At 39.6% G+C, this 19,458-nt stretch carries 23 protein-coding genes; 19 read left to right on the top strand and 4 right to left on the bottom strand.

The annotated features are described in order from the left end of the window. Positions 1-34: 34 nt before the first annotated feature. Genes NYP67_RS04825 through NYP67_RS04810 form a run of 4 tightly spaced genes read right to left on the bottom strand, consistent with a single transcriptional unit; the run spans position 35 to position 3,254 of the window. Positions 35-277: a helix-turn-helix domain-containing protein gene (locus NYP67_RS04825; protein ID WP_233186109.1), complete on the bottom strand. Its 243-nt coding sequence runs from the start codon at positions 275-277 to the stop codon at positions 35-37. Beyond that, positions 228-1,892, bottom strand: coding sequence for a DUF2326 domain-containing protein (locus tag NYP67_RS04820; protein ID WP_075523303.1), 1,665 nt, complete (start codon positions 1,890-1,892; stop codon positions 228-230). Before NYP67_RS04820 ends, NYP67_RS04825 begins: the two co-directional genes overlap by 50 nt. Next, positions 1,883-2,107, bottom strand: coding sequence for an ABC-three component system middle component 7 (locus NYP67_RS04815; protein ID WP_075523302.1), 225 nt, complete (start codon positions 2,105-2,107; stop codon positions 1,883-1,885). The genes NYP67_RS04820 and NYP67_RS04815 overlap by 10 nt, the downstream gene beginning before the upstream one ends. Further along, the gene (locus NYP67_RS04810; RefSeq protein ID WP_285060785.1) at positions 2,091-3,254 is read right to left on the bottom strand and encodes an ABC-three component system protein; all 1,164 of its coding nucleotides are present in this window, start codon (positions 3,252-3,254) and stop codon (positions 2,091-2,093) included. The genes NYP67_RS04815 and NYP67_RS04810 overlap by 17 nt, the downstream gene beginning before the upstream one ends. A gap of 371 nt (positions 3,255-3,625) precedes the next feature. On the opposite strand from NYP67_RS04810, the gene NYP67_RS04805 reads away from it, so the two are divergent. The 19 genes from NYP67_RS04805 (at position 3,626) to NYP67_RS04715 (ending at position 19,356) form a co-directional block, all read left to right on the top strand. Continuing rightward, positions 3,626-4,255, top strand: a complete 630-nt coding sequence (locus NYP67_RS04805) for a hypothetical protein (protein WP_285060784.1) — start codon at positions 3,626-3,628, stop codon at positions 4,253-4,255. Then, positions 4,256-4,402 carry a hypothetical protein gene (locus tag NYP67_RS04800; RefSeq protein WP_180946766.1) on the top strand — a complete coding sequence of 49 codons (147 nt, stop codon included), beginning with the start codon at positions 4,256-4,258 and terminating at the stop codon, positions 4,400-4,402. After that, the gene (locus tag NYP67_RS04795) at positions 4,377-5,051 is read left to right on the top strand and encodes a Rha family transcriptional regulator (protein ID WP_065189564.1); all 675 of its coding nucleotides are present in this window, start codon (positions 4,377-4,379) and stop codon (positions 5,049-5,051) included. Before NYP67_RS04800 ends, NYP67_RS04795 begins: the two co-directional genes overlap by 26 nt. Then, entirely contained in the window at positions 5,044-5,418 is a 375-nt protein-coding gene (locus NYP67_RS04790) for a DUF7768 domain-containing protein (protein WP_410295936.1), read from the top strand. The genes NYP67_RS04795 and NYP67_RS04790 overlap by 8 nt, the downstream gene beginning before the upstream one ends. After that, positions 5,405-7,738 (top strand): virulence-associated E family protein, encoded by a 2,334-nt coding sequence (locus NYP67_RS04785; RefSeq protein ID WP_473411248.1) that lies wholly within the window; start codon positions 5,405-5,407, stop codon positions 7,736-7,738. The genes NYP67_RS04790 and NYP67_RS04785 overlap by 14 nt, the downstream gene beginning before the upstream one ends. Before the next feature lie 231 nt (positions 7,739-7,969). Further along, positions 7,970-8,275 carry a VRR-NUC domain-containing protein gene (locus NYP67_RS04780; protein ID WP_473411247.1) on the top strand — a complete coding sequence of 102 codons (306 nt, stop codon included), beginning with the start codon at positions 7,970-7,972 and terminating at the stop codon, positions 8,273-8,275. After that, the gene (locus NYP67_RS04775; RefSeq protein ID WP_473411246.1) at positions 8,256-9,695 is read left to right on the top strand and encodes an SNF2-related protein; all 1,440 of its coding nucleotides are present in this window, start codon (positions 8,256-8,258) and stop codon (positions 9,693-9,695) included. The genes NYP67_RS04780 and NYP67_RS04775 overlap by 20 nt, the downstream gene beginning before the upstream one ends. Continuing rightward, positions 9,655-10,083: a sigma factor-like helix-turn-helix DNA-binding protein gene (locus NYP67_RS04770; RefSeq protein ID WP_116712584.1), complete on the top strand. Its 429-nt coding sequence runs from the start codon at positions 9,655-9,657 to the stop codon at positions 10,081-10,083. Before NYP67_RS04775 ends, NYP67_RS04770 begins: the two co-directional genes overlap by 41 nt. A 143-nt stretch (positions 10,084-10,226) precedes the next feature. Further along, positions 10,227-12,437, top strand: a complete 2,211-nt coding sequence (locus NYP67_RS04765) for a glycoside hydrolase domain-containing protein (RefSeq protein WP_019260868.1) — start codon at positions 10,227-10,229, stop codon at positions 12,435-12,437. 67 nt (positions 12,438-12,504) lie between these two features. Further along, positions 12,505-12,954, top strand: coding sequence for a hypothetical protein (locus tag NYP67_RS04760; protein WP_019260869.1), 450 nt, complete (start codon positions 12,505-12,507; stop codon positions 12,952-12,954). A 259-nt stretch (positions 12,955-13,213) separates the two neighbouring features. Continuing rightward, positions 13,214-13,399, top strand: a complete 186-nt coding sequence (locus tag NYP67_RS04755; protein ID WP_016815948.1) for an HNH endonuclease — start codon at positions 13,214-13,216, stop codon at positions 13,397-13,399. A 160-nt stretch (positions 13,400-13,559) separates the two neighbouring features. Next, positions 13,560-14,111: a P27 family phage terminase small subunit gene (locus NYP67_RS04750; RefSeq protein ID WP_032842293.1), complete on the top strand. Its 552-nt coding sequence runs from the start codon at positions 13,560-13,562 to the stop codon at positions 14,109-14,111. 11 nt (positions 14,112-14,122) lie between these two features. Next, positions 14,123-14,908 carry an S-adenosylmethionine synthetase N-terminal domain-containing protein gene (locus NYP67_RS04745; protein ID WP_473411245.1) on the top strand — a complete coding sequence of 262 codons (786 nt, stop codon included), beginning with the start codon at positions 14,123-14,125 and terminating at the stop codon, positions 14,906-14,908. Positions 14,909-14,922: 14 nt separating this feature from the next. After that, positions 14,923-16,191, top strand: a complete 1,269-nt coding sequence (locus NYP67_RS04740) for a site-specific DNA-methyltransferase (RefSeq protein ID WP_473411244.1) — start codon at positions 14,923-14,925, stop codon at positions 16,189-16,191. After that, complete coding sequence (locus NYP67_RS04735) at positions 16,184-17,671, top strand: DNA cytosine methyltransferase (protein ID WP_473411243.1); 1,488 nt, start codon at positions 16,184-16,186, stop codon at positions 17,669-17,671. Before NYP67_RS04740 ends, NYP67_RS04735 begins: the two co-directional genes overlap by 8 nt. Before the next feature lie 66 nt (positions 17,672-17,737). Further along, positions 17,738-18,373 (top strand): virulence protein, encoded by a 636-nt coding sequence (locus NYP67_RS04730; RefSeq protein ID WP_473411242.1) that lies wholly within the window; start codon positions 17,738-17,740, stop codon positions 18,371-18,373. Continuing rightward, positions 18,370-18,600 (top strand): DUF4314 domain-containing protein, encoded by a 231-nt coding sequence (locus tag NYP67_RS04725; protein WP_473411241.1) that lies wholly within the window; start codon positions 18,370-18,372, stop codon positions 18,598-18,600. Before NYP67_RS04730 ends, NYP67_RS04725 begins: the two co-directional genes overlap by 4 nt. A gap of 112 nt (positions 18,601-18,712) precedes the next feature. Beyond that, positions 18,713-18,997: a transcriptional regulator gene (locus NYP67_RS04720; RefSeq protein ID WP_473411240.1), complete on the top strand. Its 285-nt coding sequence runs from the start codon at positions 18,713-18,715 to the stop codon at positions 18,995-18,997. Positions 18,998-19,131: 134 nt separating this feature from the next. Next, the gene (locus NYP67_RS04715; protein WP_014554466.1) at positions 19,132-19,356 is read left to right on the top strand and encodes a DUF7678 domain-containing protein; all 225 of its coding nucleotides are present in this window, start codon (positions 19,132-19,134) and stop codon (positions 19,354-19,356) included. Positions 19,357-19,458 lie beyond the last annotated feature (102 nt).

Here is a 19,458-nt window from a genome sequence, read left to right as displayed (position 1 = left end):
ATTGAGTGAATGAAAAGTTTTTAGTTGCACATAATTATTCCTTTACGATTTCAGCAATATCACTGATGTCACAATCTAAAACACCACATATTTTTACTAGTATTTCAGTAGTTACGTTTCCGCCATTGTTAAGTTTTGCCATGGAAGAGGAGCTTATTTTTGCCTCTTCACGGAGTTTGGATTTAGTCCAACCCTTGTCGATTAGTAATTTCCATAATTTGTTATAACTAAATTTCATTTTTATCACCTTTAATTTCTCTGTTCCAAGATTGTCCATATAGCTCGCCTCCACCACTGTATAGTTGAAGGACTTTGTTGTCTTGTAGAATTTCATATGTTTCGTTACTGTAGGAGCTTTGCTTATCAAATGCAATGAAGATTTGTTTATTCAAATTTGCCGTATCTTTGTATATTTTCATAATTCCGTCAATACCCTCGTCGTCAATATTCTTAAAGAATAATGAGTCATGCACCAAAGCAGGTAATGCCGAAGTGTAAAGTATAGCAAGGTCTAGTAGGATTAAACCTTTGAAGTTTGTACCAGTCCCAGTATCTTTTGGAGTGAAGAATCTATAACTGTTATAGTTTTTAAGTTCTATCTTTGGTGAGTTGCGTTTTTCAACATATAACCTATCGTTAAATTCATGCATCCTTGTATTGAGGTTGTATTCTATTTCAGAAAGTATATGTTCGACATTTTTCTCTAAGTTTTGTGTAGCTGATTGCTTTGCCTCTTGTAGTTGTGTTTCTTCAAGATAGGCTTTGTTTTGTTCTTCTAGGGCTTCTATTTTTTTGTTAAGCTCAGAGTGTTTGTCAAGAAAATCTTTAGAAATAGAGTTAGTAATATTTAATTCTGACATTTGTCGTTCTACTTGTTCTATAGAATCTTTTATTTCAGCAGTCTTTGTATCAAGTGATTCTTTTTCTGATTTGAACTGATCTTCTAAGATGGCTGAAAGTTTTTTATGGAACTGCTCGATTTCATAAATTTTCTTTAAGTTGATATCAGGGAAAAACTCGGCTAACGATTCAATGTCAGCTTCTGTCGGTAATAATCCAAACTCTATACTGATTTCTAATAGTTTAGATTGTCGTTGAAGTCGTTCAAGTTGGGTGTCTAAACTTAATTTGTTAGCTTTCAAATTTTCTCGAGCTTTATTGCTTTCGATTTCTTCACTGCTTGCATTTACCTCATAATTAAGTGTTAACGCATTAAGTTCAGCCCGTAGATTGGAAAGGATTTTAATGTTTTCTTCGTACTGTGTTTTGCCACCAACCAGATTGGAGATGAAACTATATTTTCTAGCGTTTTTAAATGTTTTGAGCTTGTCTATTTGTACGTCTAATTGATTGTGATATGGTTCTATATCTTTGTAGAAATCAAATAAGCTCATGAGAATTTTGATGGATTCTTTTGTTGGTTGATTTCTATATCCTTGCAGAGGATAATTTTCATCGTGATTATTCTTTCCATAGATTCTAAAAAATGTACTGGTTAATTGTCTAAAGGAAAGATTGGTTTTATTGCTGACGTATTTTTCTTTCAACCACTCGATGAATTCTTTTCTGGACAGTGTTTTGTCTGTGGTTTTATATTTTTCATTACATACAGTAATCGTATCTGCATCAGCTGTGCTTCTACTAAAAAAGTATTTCTTGTCAAACTTGAAACAAAAATATATAACGTGGTTGCCCACATATTTCACGCCATCGCTATCAAGGTAGGAGTTGCCGCCGAAAGCAAAATCTATTGCTAATAGAGCAGATGATTTGCCTATTGAGTTGGATCCTGTTTGTGTTCCTTGAATAACATTAAGCCCGTTTTTTAATTGAATGATTGGTCTAATATTGTTATTTTCTTTAAAGGCAGGAGAATAAATTTCTATAAGCATAGTTTCACCTCACCCTCATCTGTCATATCAATTGCATTAAGAGCGTAAAGACAGTCCATAACGGATAAAAAGTCTGTAGGTTCGTCTAAATAGTTCAAAGTAGATTGAAAAATATCTTTTACATTCGTTTTTCCGCTTTTTATTATTTTTAGCACTACTGGTAGTGTTGCCAGAGTGCTTTTTTCATATGGGTATAGCTTATTTGGTAATTGCATCGAACACCTCGCACTTCTGCACAAAGTAGCTCACAACGATTTGACAATAAATCAATTGCTGAAGAGTTAGTTTATGCAGTTTCTCAGAAATTTCTTCAAAAATCTCCATGTCGCTCCGTTTGGCTTTTTTAAGCTTTTTATAAATGGATCGCATTTGAGCTTGTAAGTCTTCATAATCGATAACATTACTTTTATCTAAGTTAATAAGGATTTCTTGGACTTTCACGAAGTAACTAGTAACTTGTTGTTTTACTGTTAGGTAAAGATGGAAATCTTTGTTAGGATCTATTTTTTCCTTTAATTCTTTTGGATCTAGAGAAGAGCCAAATAAATCTTTTTGATTAAGTTTAGTAATTTTGTAAATAACGTCTGTAAGTCCTTTTTCCAGCTGTGAGGAACTAAGTAAGCCTATGTTTGCCATGTGGTTAGCTAGGGCTTTTTTTCTTTTGAACAAAAGGCTTGTAACTTTTTTCCTATTGTCCATCTGGTATACAGCAAAACATTGAGGGCAAAGAGCTATAAGATTATCAATAGTTGGCTCCTTAGTCTTATCAATGCGACTTATTTCATAGACTTCTGAAACATTGGAATCATTAGAAAGTACGAGTGGTTTGGAACAACCGTTCATTACACAATGGTTTTCACATTCTTGCAATAAATATTTTCCGTATCTGGTTTTTAAATCAGAAGAGGATTGTAGTTGCTTTTTCTTTTCCAATACATCAGGTGCGATTATTCCTGCTGTTTCTCTAATAATATTGACGAATATATCAGCAAGTTTTTCAGCAACATTAGCAGTAGTAACATTCGGATCATACGGACGTAAATCTTGAGCTAATAATTTCAAAACTTCTGAAGGTCTTGAGTTCAGGCTTTCTATAAAAATTTCAGGGGTAAGCCTATAGCAAATTGCTCGAGCAACTTTTTTTGAAATACCTCTTTTAGCAAAATTACGATATGTATTCGTGCTTACGGATTCAGAGGGATCTTTTTTTGTGCCCCATTCACCTTCAGGCACGCTTGTAATCATGACAATTAAATCTTTCACAAATTGAGGAACATCATAATCGTCACTGATACGTTTGTATAGCATTGCACAAAACATTTTAAAGTCCAAAGATACCCCTCCTTTCTTTTTGAACCACATTGAACCACATTGATCCAAACAAGAACCAAATAAAAAATCCGATTTAATACAATCAAATCATCAAAGAAACAACTTTGCTGATGTGTAAATTATATCACGCAAAGATACCTTTGAGCAAAGCAAAAGTTCGATAAAAGGACGGTAGCTTTGCAAAGAGGCATCAGCCTCAACCTCTATGCGGAAATATCCCTTAGCTAAGGATTATTCGGAGTCCGCATAGAACAACTAAATAAGTACAGCAGTCTTACCGAATAAGGCAGCTGCAAGTCAAGATGAAGGAATTCTTCATTCTAGCTTGTGGTGTTTTGTCATGCCTTATTTGAGCTGAATTCAAGAAATTCCTTCATCGGAAATCAGATGGAGGATTTTTTATGAAAATTCGAGTTCGTTGTGACAAGCATTTTACAACATTCGACCTCAAGCTTGATGAGGTTAAAGGGTGGCTTAATATCGACCTTCTTCCCGATGAAAGCGAAGAAGAGTTTGAGAAGAGAGCACAAGAAAAGGTAGATGCTGAGTTTAACCGTCCCGAGTATAACTCTCTGCATAAATATGAGAGGCATAAAGGTTTTACTAGACCTTACAGCGGTGAAGACGGTGAGGAAACTGATGATTATGAGTCTTGCATGAGTGATGTTAGAGACTCTGGCATCTTTTTCAAAACAGTAAATCAGATTAAAGCTTCAGAAGAATATAGGGCAGTTGAGTCATTTGTTTACTCGATTTTAAAGCCGGATGTGGCGGATCTTTTTATGGCTGTCCGTATTAGGAAGATGGCGATTAACGAAAAGGCTGCATCCATGCTTAGCTGTGATGCGTTTGAAACGGATGTCGATTATAAAAAAGCCGTGGATCGCTTGGCTAACAACATTACACAGAAACTTAAGCGGGCTGAGAAAAAATTAGTAAAGAATTTCAAAAAAGCGTCAGATTTTGGCATCCGCCGTGGCTACTTCATAGGAGGAACCAACTCCTCCAATAATCCGAAGGAGGTCATGTAGATGACAATCAAGAAAAGAATTGAACAGTTAGAGCTGATGGCCAAGATCCAAAATCAGCAAATCAAAGAACTTCAATATTCAGTTAGCGAGCTATCGCAGAGATTAAAGGGAGGTGTTCACCATGCAAGCAATGATTCCAATGAATAATTACGGCATTATGGCTGACAAGAACAACACCGCCAGAGTAGACAGCCGATTTATCGCACAGTTCTTTGAAAAAAGGCATTCTAATGTGATTCGTGATATCCAGGCAATAACTGAGCCCAAATCTGGGCTCAGTGAAGAATTTACTGAACTCAACTTTGAGCTCAGTAGTTATAAGGATTCAACAGGCAGAAAGCTCCCGTGTTACTTGCTAACCAGAGATGGATTCACCATTTTAGCAATGGGCTATACAGGTCCTAAAGCAATGAAGTTCAAGGAACTCTATATTAAGCAGTTCAATAAGATGGAAGATTTCATAACAACCCTTGTGTCTGCAAGAGAGATGTTTCCGGTTCTTACAGAAAATATAAGTCTTGTTTATGACCACCCGAAAGCTTATCACTACAGCAACGAGTGCGACATGATCAACCGTCTTGTTTTAGGGATGCCTGCAAAACAAGTAAGAGAAACAAACGGCCTTGAAAAAGGGCAAAGCATACGTCCTTACCTCACATCAGGGCAAATGTATCTAATTGATCGTTTGCAGAAAATTGATGCAGGTCTTCTTATCTCAACACCAGATTTCCAAGCTAGAAAACGCCAGCTTGAATGGTATTTAACCAAGATAGATAAGGAGGCTAAAGATGAGTAAGTCTTATAAAAAACATTTAGAAACGACACCGAATTTTAAGCCTATCGTCTACATTTGTGCTCCCTACCGTGGAGATAAAGAAAGAAACGTGCAACACGCTATTCGGTGTGCGGCTTACGCGTATTCACGCGGAGCAATCCCCGTTACTCCACACCTGCTTTTCCCGTTTATGGATGATGAGAATCAAAAGCATAGAGGGGATGCGATGTTTATGGACATTATCCTCTTAGGCAAGTGCAACGAACTGTGGGTGTTTGGAGAAAAAATCACAGGCGGCATGCAAGTAGAAATCAATCTGGCAGAAAAACGCAGGCAGCCGATTAAGTATTTTACGGATAAGGATTTGGAGGTGAATGTTGATGCGTAGTTTAGCTATCGCTTACGGTAACAACAGGCAGGCAAAAACGTGGGTGAATAAGACCATCACCTATGATGAGCTGAAAGACCGTCTTAAAGTGACAATTCGCACCTCAGAGTCAGCGGAAGAGTATGCAAAAATGAAGAAAACGGATCGTGATCTTGCAAAAGACCACGGTGGTTTCGTTGCAGGAGCGTTGGCTTACGGTAGACGAAAAGTCGACAGCGTTGAATTTCGCTCCATGCTCGCCTTAGACGGTGATCATGTTGCTAAAGACTTTATCGCACTCTACGAGAGTGTTGCGCCTTACACGTCTTTTCTGTACACGACACACAGCCACACGCCTGATAATCCGAGGGTGAGAATTGTTTTTCCTTTAACGAGAAATGTAACACCTGACGAGTTTGTAGCAGTATCAAGGTATTTAGCTGACATGCTGGGTATTGACCAGTTTGATGAGTGCTCTTACTTGCCTAACCAGCTTATGTACTGGCCGTCCACGCCACGAAACGGCGTGTATGAGTATAAAGAGGTTGAAAAAGACTGGCTTAATCCAGATGATATTTTATCCGCTCACCCTGAGTGGACAGATCCAACCAGGCTTCCGACCTCGTCTCGTGAGAGTAAAGCAAATCAGGTGCAGAAACAGAAAGTGCAAGATCCACTCGCGAAAAATGGTGTGGTTGGACTGTTTAACCGAGTATTCTATCCGATAACTCTTGCTTTGGAAAAGTTTTTAAGCGACATATATGAGCCGACAGATAATGAAAACCGCTGGCATCTCATAGCCTCACACAGTATGGCAGGAGTTGAGATTATCGAAGACAAGTTCGTTTACTCTCATCATGCTAAAGACCCAGCGTATTTGAAACTGTGTAACGCTTTTGATATCGTTCGCACGCACAAATTCGCTAGCTTGGACGAGAAAGAGTCGTTTAAGAAAATGAGCGAGTTTGCGATGAGCCTTGATGAAGTAAAACTTCAAGCGGCAAACGAGAGACTCTTGGAAGCAAAAGATGATTTTGTTGACAGTGAGGATTGGAAGAAAAAACTACGCTACACGTCTAAAGGCGCGGTTTTAGAAAACTCGCTTTATAATGCGAAACTCATTATTAAACACGATCCTTTGCTTAAAGGAATCGTTTTTAACCAGCTGGCTGATGGTCTTGAAATTAAAGGCGATGTGCCTTGGCAGCATCCTGCGAAGTTTTGGAGGGACGCGGACGATGCGCAGCTTATCTGCTATGTGGACGACCATTATGGCTCGTTTTCTCAAAGAAACTATGATATTGCTGTCACGAAAGTATCAGATGATAGAAGTTATCATCCGATAAGACGCTATTTTGAGAGTCTTCCTCAATGGGATGGTGTGAAACGTGTAGACACGCTTTTTATCGACTATCTTGGTGCTGAAGACAACGCGTATATTCGTGCAGTGTGTAGAAAAACACTGTGTGCAGCATACATGCGTATCTACCATCCCGGTATTAAATTTGACTACCTTCCTGTTTTTAACGGTGCGCAAGGTATCGGCAAGTCAACGTTTATATCAAACCTTGGCATGGAATGGTTTTCAGACAGTCTCACGCTTTCAGACATGAACGATAAGACGGCGGCTGAAAAACTCCAAGGATATTGGATTCATGAGATCAGCGAGCTTGCGGGCATGAAAAAAGCTGATCTTGATAAGGTAAAAGCTTTTGTTTCAAGACGTGACGATAAGTATCGTGCTTCTTTTGGCAAACGCGTAGCGCCACACCCGAGGCAGTGCGTGTTCTTCGGTACAACGAATAGTGAAAACGGTTATTTAAGGGATGTTACTGGTAACCGGCGTTTTTGGAATGTGAAAGTGTCGGGAAACGGCAAGTATAAGCCTTGGGAAATGACACGAGAACTGGTTGACCAAATATGGGCGGAAACCATGGTTATTTCCAAAGCGGGTGAAGAACTATTCCTTGATGCGAGCTTGGAGGCTTTCGCTCAAGAAGAACAGCGTGAAGCCATGCAGCAAGACGACCGTGAAGGCATTGTCAGAGAGTATCTTAACATGCTTCTACCTGATACTTGGGATGAAATGGACATTTACAGGCGGCGAGATTACTTCCGTGATATGGAAGATCCAACACGACCTAAAGGCACGATTAAACGCATGGAAGTATCCAACATTGAAATATGGTGCGAATGCTTCGGGAAAGCCAAAGAAGATATTAAGCCTATCGACAGCTACGCAATATCGGCGATTATGAAACGTTTGAAAGACTGGCAGAGATCTGACAATCGTAGAACCATGCCAATCTATGGAAGGCAAAGAATTTATACCAGAATTTGAGTGGACAAGCGGCTAAAAACAGGACAACTGAATGTAGCTTGTCCTGACCTTGTCATTTGTCCCACCCATAACAACAGGCTTTGGACGAACAGGGACGGACAACACATGAAAATCTATATTAAATAAAATCTTTATTTATTACTTATAGCGTACACGTAACACGTGTATTCGCGCGTAAAGGGATTTTTAGCCATTTGTCCGTCCTTGTCCCGATAGAAAGGATAAGAAGCAGTGATAAGAAAACAACAAATAATAGTAAGAGAACGAGATGTTGAGCGAAAACTCGTCCGTGAAGTCAAAGCAATAGGAGGACTTTGTTTAAAGCTTACGAGTCCTTCTGTTGACGGGCTTCCTGACAGACTGGTTTTACTAAACAGCGGCAAGATTGGTTTTGTCGAGCTTAAAGCACCGGGTAAAAAGCCTAGAGTTTTACAGGTGAAACGGATGAAAGACTTACAGGCTTTAGGTTTTAAGGTTTTCGTGGTTGATGAGACAAGTCAGATTGGAGGTGTGATTGATGCGATACGAGCCACATGAGTATCAAAAGTATGCGACTGATTTTATTATCACACACCCGGTGTCAGCAGTTTTGCTTGAAATGGGACTTGGTAAGAGTGTGATAAGTCTTACAGCAATTAACGAGCTGATGCTTGACTCGTTCGATGTTTCCAGAACTCTTGTTATCGCTCCTCTTAGGGTTGCAAACACTACGTGGCCTTTAGAGTTAGAAAAATGGGAGCATTTAAAACACTTGACTTATTCTGTGGTAACGGGCACTGAGAAGGAGCGGATTCAAGCACTAAAAACGCCTGCTCACGTTTATATTATTAACCGTGAAAACGTGGAGTGGCTGATAATGAAAAGCGGCCTGCCGTTTAATTTCGACATGGTTGTGATAGATGAGCTTTCAAGTTTTAAATCGTATCAGGCGAAACGTTTTAAAGCGTTACTGAAGGCTAGGCCGAAAGTTAAAAGGATTGTAGGTCTTACGGGAACTCCGTCTTCTAACGGGCTTATGGATTTGTGGGCTGAGTTTAGGCTGCTTGATATGGGTGAAAGACTAGGCCGTTATATTACGTATTATCGGCAGAACTTTTTTAATCCTGATAAGCGTAACCAGCACATGATTTTTTCCTATAAGCCTAAAGATGGTGCTGAGAGTTTAATCTATAAGCAGATAGCTGATATTACGATTTCGATGAAGTCGAAAGACTATTTGAAAATGCCGGCGTGTGTGATAAACGAGGTGAAAGTAGAGTTATCCGGTAAGGAGCGAAAACTCTACGATGAGCTGAAACAGGATATGGTGGTGTCGTTGGAGGGTAAAGAAATTGATGCGATTAACGCAGCGTCTCTTTCAAATAAGCTTCTTCAAATGGCAGGCGGCTCGGTTTATAACGAGAAAAAAGAAAGCGTTCATATTCATGATCGTAAGCTTGATGCTTTAGAGGATTTAATCGAGGCTGCTAACGGTAAACCGGTGCTTGTAGCTTACTGGTTTAAGCATGATCTTGAGCGGATTAAGAAACGTTTTAACGTGCGTGAGATTAAAACGAGTGCTGATATTGCTGACTGGAATGCCGGCATGATTCCTGTAGCACTGATTCACCCGGCTTCTGCAGGTCATGGTCTTAACCTACAGGCCGGCGGTTCTACTCTTATCTGGTTTTCCCTGACTTGGAGTTTGGAACTTTACCAACAAACAAACGCTAGGCTTAACCGTCAGGGTCAAACCGGCACGGTTGTAATCCATCACATTATCACTAAGAACACGATTGATGAGGATGTGATGAGGGCTTTAAGCATGAAGGCTAAAGTGCAGGATGCTTTAATCGAATCGGTTAAAGCAAGACTATCAATTAACGAAGTGAGGGAAAGGGGTTCTAGAGAGAACTTACCTCAAAATGGAGGTAAGAATGAACAAAAAAGAATACTTACGGCAAGCCTATCTTCTTGATAAGCGGATTAAAGCTGATATGGATGAAGTAGTAAGACTACGTGAGCTTGCTACAAGTGTTTCATCATTAAGATACGACCGAGAGTATGTGCAGACGACTCGAAGTATAGAAGCTCCGTTTGTGAAAGCTCTTATAAGGGTTATGGATTTAGAAGCAAAGATTAACATGGAGATCACGCTGCTTATCAGTTTGAAAGAACAGATTTTGGATGTGATTTCTAAACTTGAAAGCGTGGATGAGCAGATGATTTTACGCTACCGTTACATGAGTAACATGACGTGGGAGGATATTGGCAAAGAACTCCATGCTAGCAGAATGACGATTATAAGGTGGCATGGTAAAGCGTTAGAGCACATGGTTTTACCAGATAATCTAATCCAAATCTGAAAAAATGGTACGGTTTGGTACGCTCTGATACGAGATGACACTGCCTTCTATATGGTATTATATAGTTAGCAAAAATTATAAATACTAAGCCTTGGAAGAGTAATCTTTCAGGGCTTTTTTCATGCCTAAAAGGAGGGCACAACATGGATCAGATGGTATTACTAACACAGCAATGGTTAAACAAAACCTATGGTGATAAGCCTGGGTTTGGTTCAGTTATTACTGATGGGAATACTGGTTGGGATACAATTAATGGGCTTATTCGTGCTTTGCAGATTGAGCTTGGTATAACAGCAACAGCAAATAATTTTGGTGCTGGTACAACACGTAAATTTAATCAACGTTATCCACATGGTGTTAAGCAACAATCCGATAGTGATAAGTCGCAAAGTAATGTTTACTCGATTATTCAAGGTGCTTTATGGTGCAAGGGTTACTCTACTGGTAATGATATTACACAAAACTTTTATGGTGGTACTGGGAATGCTATTAAAGAGTTGAAGAATGATATGGGCATTGGTGGTGATTCTACTGTCACAATTGATGTAATGAAAGCTCTTCTTTCTATGCAGCAGTTCGTTTTACTAAAGCGTTACGGTGGTATTGACGTTATTAGGATTATTCAACAAACTATTAACCGAACCTATAAGGATTATACAGGTATCATTCCTTGTGACGGCTTGTATGGTCGAGAAATGAATACCGCACTTATCCAAATTTTACAGTCGTTAGAAGGCTATTCGCCTGATGATGCCACGGGTAATTTTGGACATGGTACACGAGGTAATTTGAAAACTATTAGCAGGCAAAACGCTTCTTCCTATGGTAAGTGGGTATGGCTAGCAAAAGCTGTACTTAATTGTATTAGATATGATTGTCTTCAAAATGAGAATTGGGATGATGATTTTGCTGAGCAACTCACTAAATTCCAGAAAGACTATAAGCTTCCAGTCAGCGGAGCACTTGATGTTAACACGTGGATGTCGTTGTTAACTAGTAAAGGCAATCCAGACAGAGCTGCCAAGGCATGTGACTGTGCAACGGTACTAAATGCTCAACAAGCTAAAGATTTAAAAGCGGCAGGATACCAGATTGTTGGAAGATATTTGACTGGGTATGTTGGAAAGTCAACATCTAAAGCTCTAACTTTAGATGAAATTAAAAACATAAAAAACGCTGGTCTTTCCGTATTTCCAATTTATCAAGATGGAGGATATTATCCTGAATATTTTGCGAATCCTAACCAGGGAACTGTTGATGCACAGGTTGCTATTTCCGCTGCAAAAAGGATTGGTATTCCTTCTGGTAGTACAATATACTTTGCTGTTGATTTTGATGCTTATGGATATCAGCTGGACAGCATGATTTTACCGTATTTCAAGAAGATAAGTTTACTATTCAACAGTTGTGAAAATATTAAGAAATACCAAGTTGGTGTATATGGCCCAAGATTAATCTGCTCAAAAGTAAGCAAAGCAGGATATGCTAAATATTCGTTTGTAGCGGATATGTCTACTGGTTTTAGTGGGAATTTAGGTTATGCAATTCCTAACAATTGGGCGTTCGACCAATTTAATGAATTCTCTTTCCAATCTAGACCGACTTTTGCTCTTGATAAAGATGCATATTCTGGAAGAGATAAAGGTATCGCAAAATTTGATAGTGTAACAAAAATGACGAAAGGCGAACTAGAAAAGGAAAATATAAAAGACAAAGTAAATATTGCAAGAACACAGTTTGTGTATGATGTAGTAGAGCCTCTACATCTGCTAAATCAGCTTACTAGTTTTGGTCTTTCATATAATAAAGAAATTATTCTTAGTTATACTGAACTGCCTACTATTAGTATTCAAACCTCGGTAGAAGCAGTAACAGAATTGATGACAGTGCCTAATAATTCCTACAACGTTTCGATAGAACTAAATAGTGATGGTTCTCTAAGTGCTGCATGTGAAAATAAAATTTCTAAAATTGCTAAAGATATTAGAATTATGAAGGGCGGAGACATGATTCAAAAATCTATAGCAAATATTGCAGCATCAGTAAAATCGGGTGATATTGCATTCACTGGAAAAGTTATTTCTCCAAATCAAGTGGAGTTAGCTATTGAGGTAATGTCAGAAAATCTATTACCAACATTAGATGATGTTGATGAACATATAACGGTGATTGTAAAATACTTAATTACATTTCGTGATTTTACAATAAAGGTTCCTGAAATTCCTGAAGATGTTGTTGAAATAGGTGTAGCAGTAGCGGGAGTAGTTGCTATTTGTGCTTTTGTTCCAGTATTAATTACAGGTATTTTGGGATTCTTAGTAACATTAGGGTTGGTTGTTGCTGCTGATGCATAGAATGCATGAAAGAGAATAGGATCTGCTTTATGATAAGGTAAAGTTAGATATTAGAATTTGGTGGAGTATGAATAAGATAAGTAAAAAAGCGAAAGTGCTGATATTTTGTATTTCAATAGTTGTGGCTATCGTTTGTTTTATCACCTTATTCTTGCATCGTATTGATAATAATGCATTTAATGCTCAAATTGATAGTAAAGAGAAAATAGCTTCATATAGGGCTAACTATAACTACATAGATGTATATAAGCAAAAAGATAAAATAATTATCAACACCTATTCTGATAGTAAGTTTGACGAACCAAATCGGATTGTTGTTCCATTTGAAGGTAAATTAAGTAAAAGTGATATTCTAGTAAAGTGGAAAACCGCAAATGGTGATGTTATTGAGCAAGATAGTGATAGTATCCTTGCGGCGAGTATCATCATTGAGAAAAATGGAAAAACTATATGTAATGAAAACATAAATTTTTGTGAAAAAGGCTGGAAAGTATTAAACGATGTAATTGGAAAATAGTGATATAGTTTTGTAAATGATTTTGTTAAAAGCTCTTTGAGATTATCTCAAAGGGCTTTTTTCATGCCCGAAGGGAGGATAAGTCTTGCCAAGAAAACCTAAAAGACCGTGTTCTTATCAAGGCTGTCCGAACCTAACTGACGGCAGGTTTTGTGAGAAACACTTAAAACAAGAGAACCGGCGCTACGAAAAATACGAGCGTCCTTATGATGCTCACAAGCGTTACGGCAGAGCATGGCAGAAAATAAGGGACTCTTATGTGAGAGAGCATCCTTTCTGTGAGCTTTGCTTTAAGAACCATATGCTTGTGCCTGTTGAGCAGGTTCATCATATTAAACCGATTGCTGAAGGCGGAACGCATGAGAGGAATAATCTTATTTCTCTATGCAAATCCTGTCACTCTAAAATTCACGCTAAGCGTGGAGATCGCTGGCATAACAAATAAAAACCACCCCAGGGGCGGTCAAAATCTCTAAAAACCTATTCCCCGGGGAACGGGCGCAGGGTCTCGCGTGCAAAAACAGCATATTCAAAAGGGTAATAGGCAAAATCAGACACAAAAATTTTTTAATAGTTAAAACTCATGCGGAAAGGAGGCGGAAAGTTTGCCTACAAAATCAAATAATATCGGCGGTCGTGGCGGCAGACGCGTAGGTGCCGGGCGTAAAAAGAAAGCGGTTGTTGAAAAAGCGAGTGAAGGAAACCCCGGTGGTAGGCCTTTAAGCGTTCTTGATATTCCGGAGCTTGAAGGTGCTGAAATGCCTCAGCCTCACGAGTTTTTATCCGCCACGCAAAAAGACGGTACTCAGCTTCAGGCTAGAGAAATTTTCGCTGAAACATGGAAGTGGCTAAAAGACATTGGTGTTAGCAGTAAAGTGCCATCTCCTCTTATTGAACGGTATGCGATGAGCTGTGCTCGTTGGATTCAATGCGAGGAGGTAACCAGTAAACTCGGGTTTCTTTCCAAGCATCCGACCACGGGAAAACCGATACCATCGCCTTTTATCAATATTGGTATTAACTACATGAATCAGGCGGTCAGGCTTTGGAATGAGATTTTCCAGATTGTGAAAGAAAACTGTTCGACTGAGTTTGATGGTGTTTCACCTCAAAACGATTTAATGGAACGCCTGCTTATTACACGTAAAAACATTTAGGAGAAAAAATTATGATAGAAAAAGTAAATCCAAGTCACCCGGACAAGGTTTCGGATCGTATTGCGGGAGCAATTGTTGATCTGGCTTACAAGCTGGATGAGAATCCGAAGATTGCTGTTGAAGTGATGCTCGGGCATGGTAAGTGTGCCGTGTTCATTGAAAGCACGGTGATGTTTAAGTTTAAGGATATTAAAAATATTATCCACCGTTTAAGCCCTGGGAAAGTAAAGATTGATATTACGGTTGTGCCGCAGGATAAGCATTTAAGCCGAAACCAGAATGGTATGGTTCGCTGCGCTGATAACGGGATTTTTAAAGGCGTACCACTAACAGGCGAGCAGAAGAAACTCTCGGCTATTGCTCGAAAGGTTTATGAAAAGTATCCGTATGACGGCAAGTATGTTCTTGATGGTGAAAAGCTTATCATCTGCCAGTCTCACGCTAAACGAGAAGACTTACTGAAAGACTATCCGAATGCGTTTGTTAATCCTTTAGGCGACTGGACGGGTGGTATCAGCGTGGATACGGGAGCGGTTAACCGAAAACTCGGGTCAGACATGGCTGATTCTGTCACGGGCGGCGGCCTTCATGGTAAGGATCTTACGAAAGCTGACGTGTCGGTTAACATTTACGCGTTTTTGAAAGCACAAGAAACCGAACGGGTTGTTGAGTTTTCTTGCGCTATCGGAGATGAAATGGTTGATGGTAAACCGTATTCGCAGATTGTGAAAATTGCGAAAGATTACATTGACTCGGTGGGTGGTTTTGAAAAGCTGGCTTGCTGGGGTCTTTTCTAACGGGAGGAAAGCTTATGGAAAAAGAAATGCAGTATTATTTGGCTGACGTAAGTGAGCTTATCCCGTATGTGAGAAACGCTCGCACGCACTCTGAGACGCAAGTAGCTCAGATAGCGGCAAGTATTCGCGAGTTTGGTTTCCTCTCCCCAATTCTAGTGGCTGAGGATAATACGATTCTCGCAGGACACGGCAGGCTTGCCGCGGCATTAAAACTGGGTCTTAAAAAAGTTCCGTGTGTGAAAGAAAATCATTTAACTGAAACACAAAAGCGTGCTTATATTATTGCGGATAATAAGCTTTCACTTAACGCCGGCTGGGATAGTGAGCTTTTAGCTGTTGAATTGTCGGAGCTTGAAGGAGCTGATTTTAATCTTGATCTTCTCGGGTTTGACGAGGCGGAGCTTTCCAGTATTTTTGATGCTGATAAAGACGTGAGTGATGATGATTTTGATGTTGAAAAAGAATTGGAAGAACCTTGTTTTTCTAAAACAGGTGACATATGGATACTTGGTAAGCATCGTATTATTTGCAGTGATTCAACTGATTCTTCTACGTTTGAAAAACTGCTGGGTGAAACGAAAGTAAATCTTGTTTGCACGGACGCGCCTTATTTCGTGAACCTTGAAAACGCGTCAGGGAAAATTAAAAATGATGATTTAAGCGATAAAGAAGGCTACGAGTTTTTAATGAAAGTTTTTACCAACTTCAAAAACTCTATGGCAGCTGACGCGTCTATTTACGAATTTTACGCAACGATGAAAGCGCGTGTTTTCTATGATGCTTTTGAGGACGCGGGTTTTAAGGTGGCAGCCGGTTTGATTTGGAAAAAGCCGAGAGCTCCACTGATGCGAACGGACTGGAAGTTTAATATGGAGCCGATTATTTACGGTTGGCGTAAAGACGGTAAACATAAGTGGTATGGTGATCAGAAACAGACAGCCGTGTTTGAATTTGATGGGATTAAAAACTCGAAGGAAGAAGGATGTGGGCATCCTTCCAGTAAGCCTGTGCCGCTAATTGCTTATCTTATTAAACAAAGCACGCAAACAAACAGTGTTGTGTTAGACGGGTTTTTAGGATCAGCGTCCACGCTTATAGCCTGTGAGCAGATTGGCAGAGTCTGCTTTGGAGTGGAGCTTGAACCTAAATTCATTGACGTTGCAGTTAAACGGTACATAAAGTTTCACGATGATAAAACAGAAGACGTGGTACTTATACGAGATGGGAAACAGTATAGCTACGAGCAGGCAATTGAAATGATGAAAGAGGCTGGCGATGAGTAAAACACTTACACTCGCCAGCCTTTTTGATGGCTCGGGCGGTTTTCCTTTAGCGGCTACGCTTACAGGAATTAAACCTTTATGGGCAAGTGAAATCGAGCCGTTTCCTATAAGAGTTACCACTAAAAGATTGCCTTATGTTAAACATTTAGGTGATGTGTCAAAGATTAAAGGCGATGCTGTGGAAGCGGTTGATATTATCACGTTTGGAAGCCCATGTCAGGACATGTCGATTGCAGGTAAACGGGCAGGCCTTAGCGGTTCTCGCTCGAACCTGTTTTTTGAAGCGATTCGGATTATTAAAGAGATGAGGAGGAAAACAGGTGGACAAAAACCAAGATATATCGTTTGGGAGAACGTTCCGGGAGCGTTTTCCTCAAATAAAGGAGAAGACTTCGAGAAAGTTATCAAAGAAATCTGTGCTGTCAAAGGACATACGTTTAATGCTCCTAGACCTGGAAAATGGAGCAGTGCAGGACTTGTCATGGCAGAAGATTTCTCACTCGCATGGCGGGTACTTGATGCTTCATACTTCGGAGTACCCCAGAGAAGAAAACGTATCTTTCTTGTCGCAGATTTTGATGGACAAAGTGCCGGAAAAATATTATTTGAGCAAGAAAGCCTGCCTGGGGATTTTACGGCGAGCGGAAAGCCGTGGCAAGAAACTGCCGGACATTTTGAAACAGGCACTGGTGAATCAATCGAAAGATACTGTTTAAACGATCAGGGCGGGAACAGAATGGACGTGTTTGAAAACAAAAGCGGCACGCTTACAGCAAGCGTGGGAAACCATCCACCGCTCGTGTTTGAAAATCACGGACAGGACTCTAGATTTAAAGGACCGATAGATATTAGTAATACCATAGGAGCAAGTCTTGGAACTGGTGGTAATAATCAGCCTTTTGTGGTTTGTGATAAAACCTGTTTTGACGTTCGTTTAACATCACTCAACACGAAAAACAAGCGTGCTAAAGTGTATGAAACGAAACTGGCAAGAACAATTAACACAGGGCTAAACTCCCCTGAAGCTAATCAAGGCGGTCTTGCAATAGTGTACTCTACGAGTAAAAACTCGCATCACACAAACGCTCGCGCGGAAATGACAGACACGCTTGTGGCAAGTGACTATAAAGATCCTCCTGTCGTAAACGATATGAATGAGGATAAACACTATGTGGTTAGACGTTTAACACCGAAAGAATGCGCAAGACTGCAGGGCTTTCCTGACTGTTGGTGTGATAATCTTCAAACAGAAAATCCAAGCAATGAAGAGCTTATCTTTTGGCAGGACGTGTTTGAAACACATCGAAAACTAGTCACAAACGCCTGTAAGCCGAAAAGTAAAAATCAGATAATCAAATGGCTTAAAAATCCCCACACTGATTCGGCGGAATACAAGATGTGGGGCAACGGAGTGGCGCTTCCCTGCGTGTATTTCGTTCTTACAAATATCGCTTATTTTCAGGGAAAAGATAGCGCATAAGACTTGCTAAATACCTTCTTTAGAGTGATGTATATACACAAGGGAAAACCTAAAGGAGGTATTAAAATGAGCTTAGAATATGGTTTAAAAGGTTCTAAAAGAAAACCACTCATACAAGCAATAGAAGATTTAACAGGTCTTAAAGCCACGTATTTGAAAACACCCAGCATGGCTTACAAGATAGGTCCTTTCACAGTTGGTAAAACTGGGACAGTAACATCTGCGGATGATGAAGACCTAAAGGATCTAAAACAAATACTTGAGGGTGACTATGGTATAAGCCTTCCTAAAACACAAGATGAAAGCACGCGCATGCTTACGCTCGAGTTTCCAAAAGATAAGCTGGATGTGACTAAGCTTAGAAAAATCATCAAAAACAAGGGTGATTTAATTAAAAAAGCACTCGATGTGACAAGCCTTGAAATAGAAGAAAACGATGAAACAGTTAGTTTTCCCTGGTTTAAAGATGTAAGCCAAGACCATATGGATACTTACATGAAGCTTATTTTGGCTCTTTGCAAAATGAGTTTGGAAGTAAAACATGTGAATGAAACTAAGCATAAGCCGGTTAACGATAAGTATGCTTTCAGATGTTTTCTTCTTAGACTTGGGTTTATAGGCGATGAGTTTAAAAAGGATAGAAAGATTCTGCTTTCCCGTTTAGAAGGCTCATGTGCTTTTAGAAACGAAAGAGGTGAATGATGAGAACATTAAGTAGAGAACAGGTTGAAAAGCTGAGAAAAACTTATCCGACAGGTTGTGTGGTAGAGCTTGTCTTAATGGATGATGTTCAGGCACCTCCTATCGGCACTAAAGGCAGAGTACGAGGTGTTGATGATATGGGTTCAATCATGGTTTCTTGGGAAACAGGAAGCGGGCTAAGCGTTGTTTATGGCGTGGATAAATGCCGAAAAATTAGCGACTTGTAAGAACAATAATTAGTGGAAATACCAGCGGTTTTATCTCATTTATTGCTTGATAATATGTGCTTTTAGAGTGATATATAGTATCAGCAAAAGCAAAGAAGCAAAGGAGAAACCTATGAAAAAAGAAATCTTACAAAGACTTACAAGCGAAGTTAAAGCCTGCAGACGCTACGCTCTAAACGCAATCAAAAAAGCTGAAGAAGGGAAAATTAGCTCGGCTATCAGCATGCTCGATATTGCACAAACAGCAAAAACCTGTGCTGAGCAGGCCCACGAGGAGCTTTGGAAGGTAAGTGAAGGAAAACTAAACGATACGGAGTTTGAACTGTTTGCGGATGCTGAAACCTTGGACAAGGATATTCAAAAAGCCTATCAAGCGATTAAACAGGCAAGGAACTAAAAAGAAAAATTGGCGAAAAACAAAGAGAAATCGTGGAATTACCTGCGATTTTTTCTCATTTATGACTTGCTATTATGTGCTTTTAGAGTGATATATAGTACTAACAAAAAGCACAGACGCAAAGGAGAAAAACCATGTGGGAACAAGATACGCTTAAAGTAGAGAATCAGGTTGTAAGCTACAGCATGAAGGTTTTTGAAGAGCCAAGCGAATATGGGATTAACCAGGGGCGAATTTCCAAGCTTACTTTGAAAAACAATAACAAGGTTATCGCAAACTACGATAGAGGCTGGGATATTATGCCAACAAGCAAGCTTGCGAACGAGGCTTTAGAAATGATCCTTGACGCTAGAAACTAAAAACTGAAGTTTTATTAAAAGCAGCGGGGCTTTTAAGGCCCTGTTTCTCGTAGGAAAGATAAGAAATGATGTGGACGCTGAAAGCGTCTTTTTTTTTATGCC

The organism is Gardnerella sp. c23Ub_4 (assembly GCF_055804115.1).
This window is presented reverse-complemented; position numbering and strand designations above follow the sequence as displayed.

What these genes read in the sequence shown, in the direction of transcription:
- NYP67_RS04825 (WP_233186109.1), bottom strand. Translation starts at nt 277, where the DNA reads ATGGACAATCTTGGAACAGAGAAATTAAAGGTGATAAAAATGAAATTT.
- NYP67_RS04820 (WP_075523303.1), bottom strand. Translation starts at nt 1,892, where the DNA reads ATGCTTATAGAAATTTATTCTCCTGCCTTTAAAGAAAATAACAATATT.
- NYP67_RS04815 (WP_075523302.1), bottom strand. Translation starts at nt 2,107, where the DNA reads ATGCAATTACCAAATAAGCTATACCCATATGAAAAAAGCACTCTGGCA.
- NYP67_RS04810 (WP_285060785.1), bottom strand. Translation starts at nt 3,254, where the DNA reads ATGTGGTTCAAAAAGAAAGGAGGGGTATCTTTGGACTTTAAAATGTTT.
- NYP67_RS04805 (WP_285060784.1), top strand. Translation starts at nt 3,626, where the DNA reads ATGAAAATTCGAGTTCGTTGTGACAAGCATTTTACAACATTCGACCTC.
- NYP67_RS04800 (WP_180946766.1), top strand. Translation starts at nt 4,256, where the DNA reads ATGACAATCAAGAAAAGAATTGAACAGTTAGAGCTGATGGCCAAGATC.
- NYP67_RS04795 (WP_065189564.1), top strand. Translation starts at nt 4,377, where the DNA reads ATGCAAGCAATGATTCCAATGAATAATTACGGCATTATGGCTGACAAG.
- NYP67_RS04790 (WP_410295936.1), top strand. Translation starts at nt 5,044, where the DNA reads ATGAGTAAGTCTTATAAAAAACATTTAGAAACGACACCGAATTTTAAG.
- NYP67_RS04785 (WP_473411248.1), top strand. Translation starts at nt 5,405, where the DNA reads ATGTTGATGCGTAGTTTAGCTATCGCTTACGGTAACAACAGGCAGGCA.
- NYP67_RS04775 (WP_473411246.1), top strand. Translation starts at nt 8,256, where the DNA reads ATGCGATACGAGCCACATGAGTATCAAAAGTATGCGACTGATTTTATT.
- NYP67_RS04770 (WP_116712584.1), top strand. Translation starts at nt 9,655, where the DNA reads ATGAACAAAAAAGAATACTTACGGCAAGCCTATCTTCTTGATAAGCGG.
- NYP67_RS04765 (WP_019260868.1), top strand. Translation starts at nt 10,227, where the DNA reads ATGGATCAGATGGTATTACTAACACAGCAATGGTTAAACAAAACCTAT.
- NYP67_RS04760 (WP_019260869.1), top strand. Translation starts at nt 12,505, where the DNA reads ATGAATAAGATAAGTAAAAAAGCGAAAGTGCTGATATTTTGTATTTCA.
- NYP67_RS04745 (WP_473411245.1), top strand. Translation starts at nt 14,123, where the DNA reads ATGATAGAAAAAGTAAATCCAAGTCACCCGGACAAGGTTTCGGATCGT.
- NYP67_RS04740 (WP_473411244.1), top strand. Translation starts at nt 14,923, where the DNA reads ATGGAAAAAGAAATGCAGTATTATTTGGCTGACGTAAGTGAGCTTATC.
- NYP67_RS04735 (WP_473411243.1), top strand. Translation starts at nt 16,184, where the DNA reads ATGAGTAAAACACTTACACTCGCCAGCCTTTTTGATGGCTCGGGCGGT.
- NYP67_RS04730 (WP_473411242.1), top strand. Translation starts at nt 17,738, where the DNA reads ATGAGCTTAGAATATGGTTTAAAAGGTTCTAAAAGAAAACCACTCATA.
- NYP67_RS04725 (WP_473411241.1), top strand. Translation starts at nt 18,370, where the DNA reads ATGATGAGAACATTAAGTAGAGAACAGGTTGAAAAGCTGAGAAAAACT.
- NYP67_RS04720 (WP_473411240.1), top strand. Translation starts at nt 18,713, where the DNA reads ATGAAAAAAGAAATCTTACAAAGACTTACAAGCGAAGTTAAAGCCTGC.
- NYP67_RS04715 (WP_014554466.1), top strand. Translation starts at nt 19,132, where the DNA reads ATGTGGGAACAAGATACGCTTAAAGTAGAGAATCAGGTTGTAAGCTAC.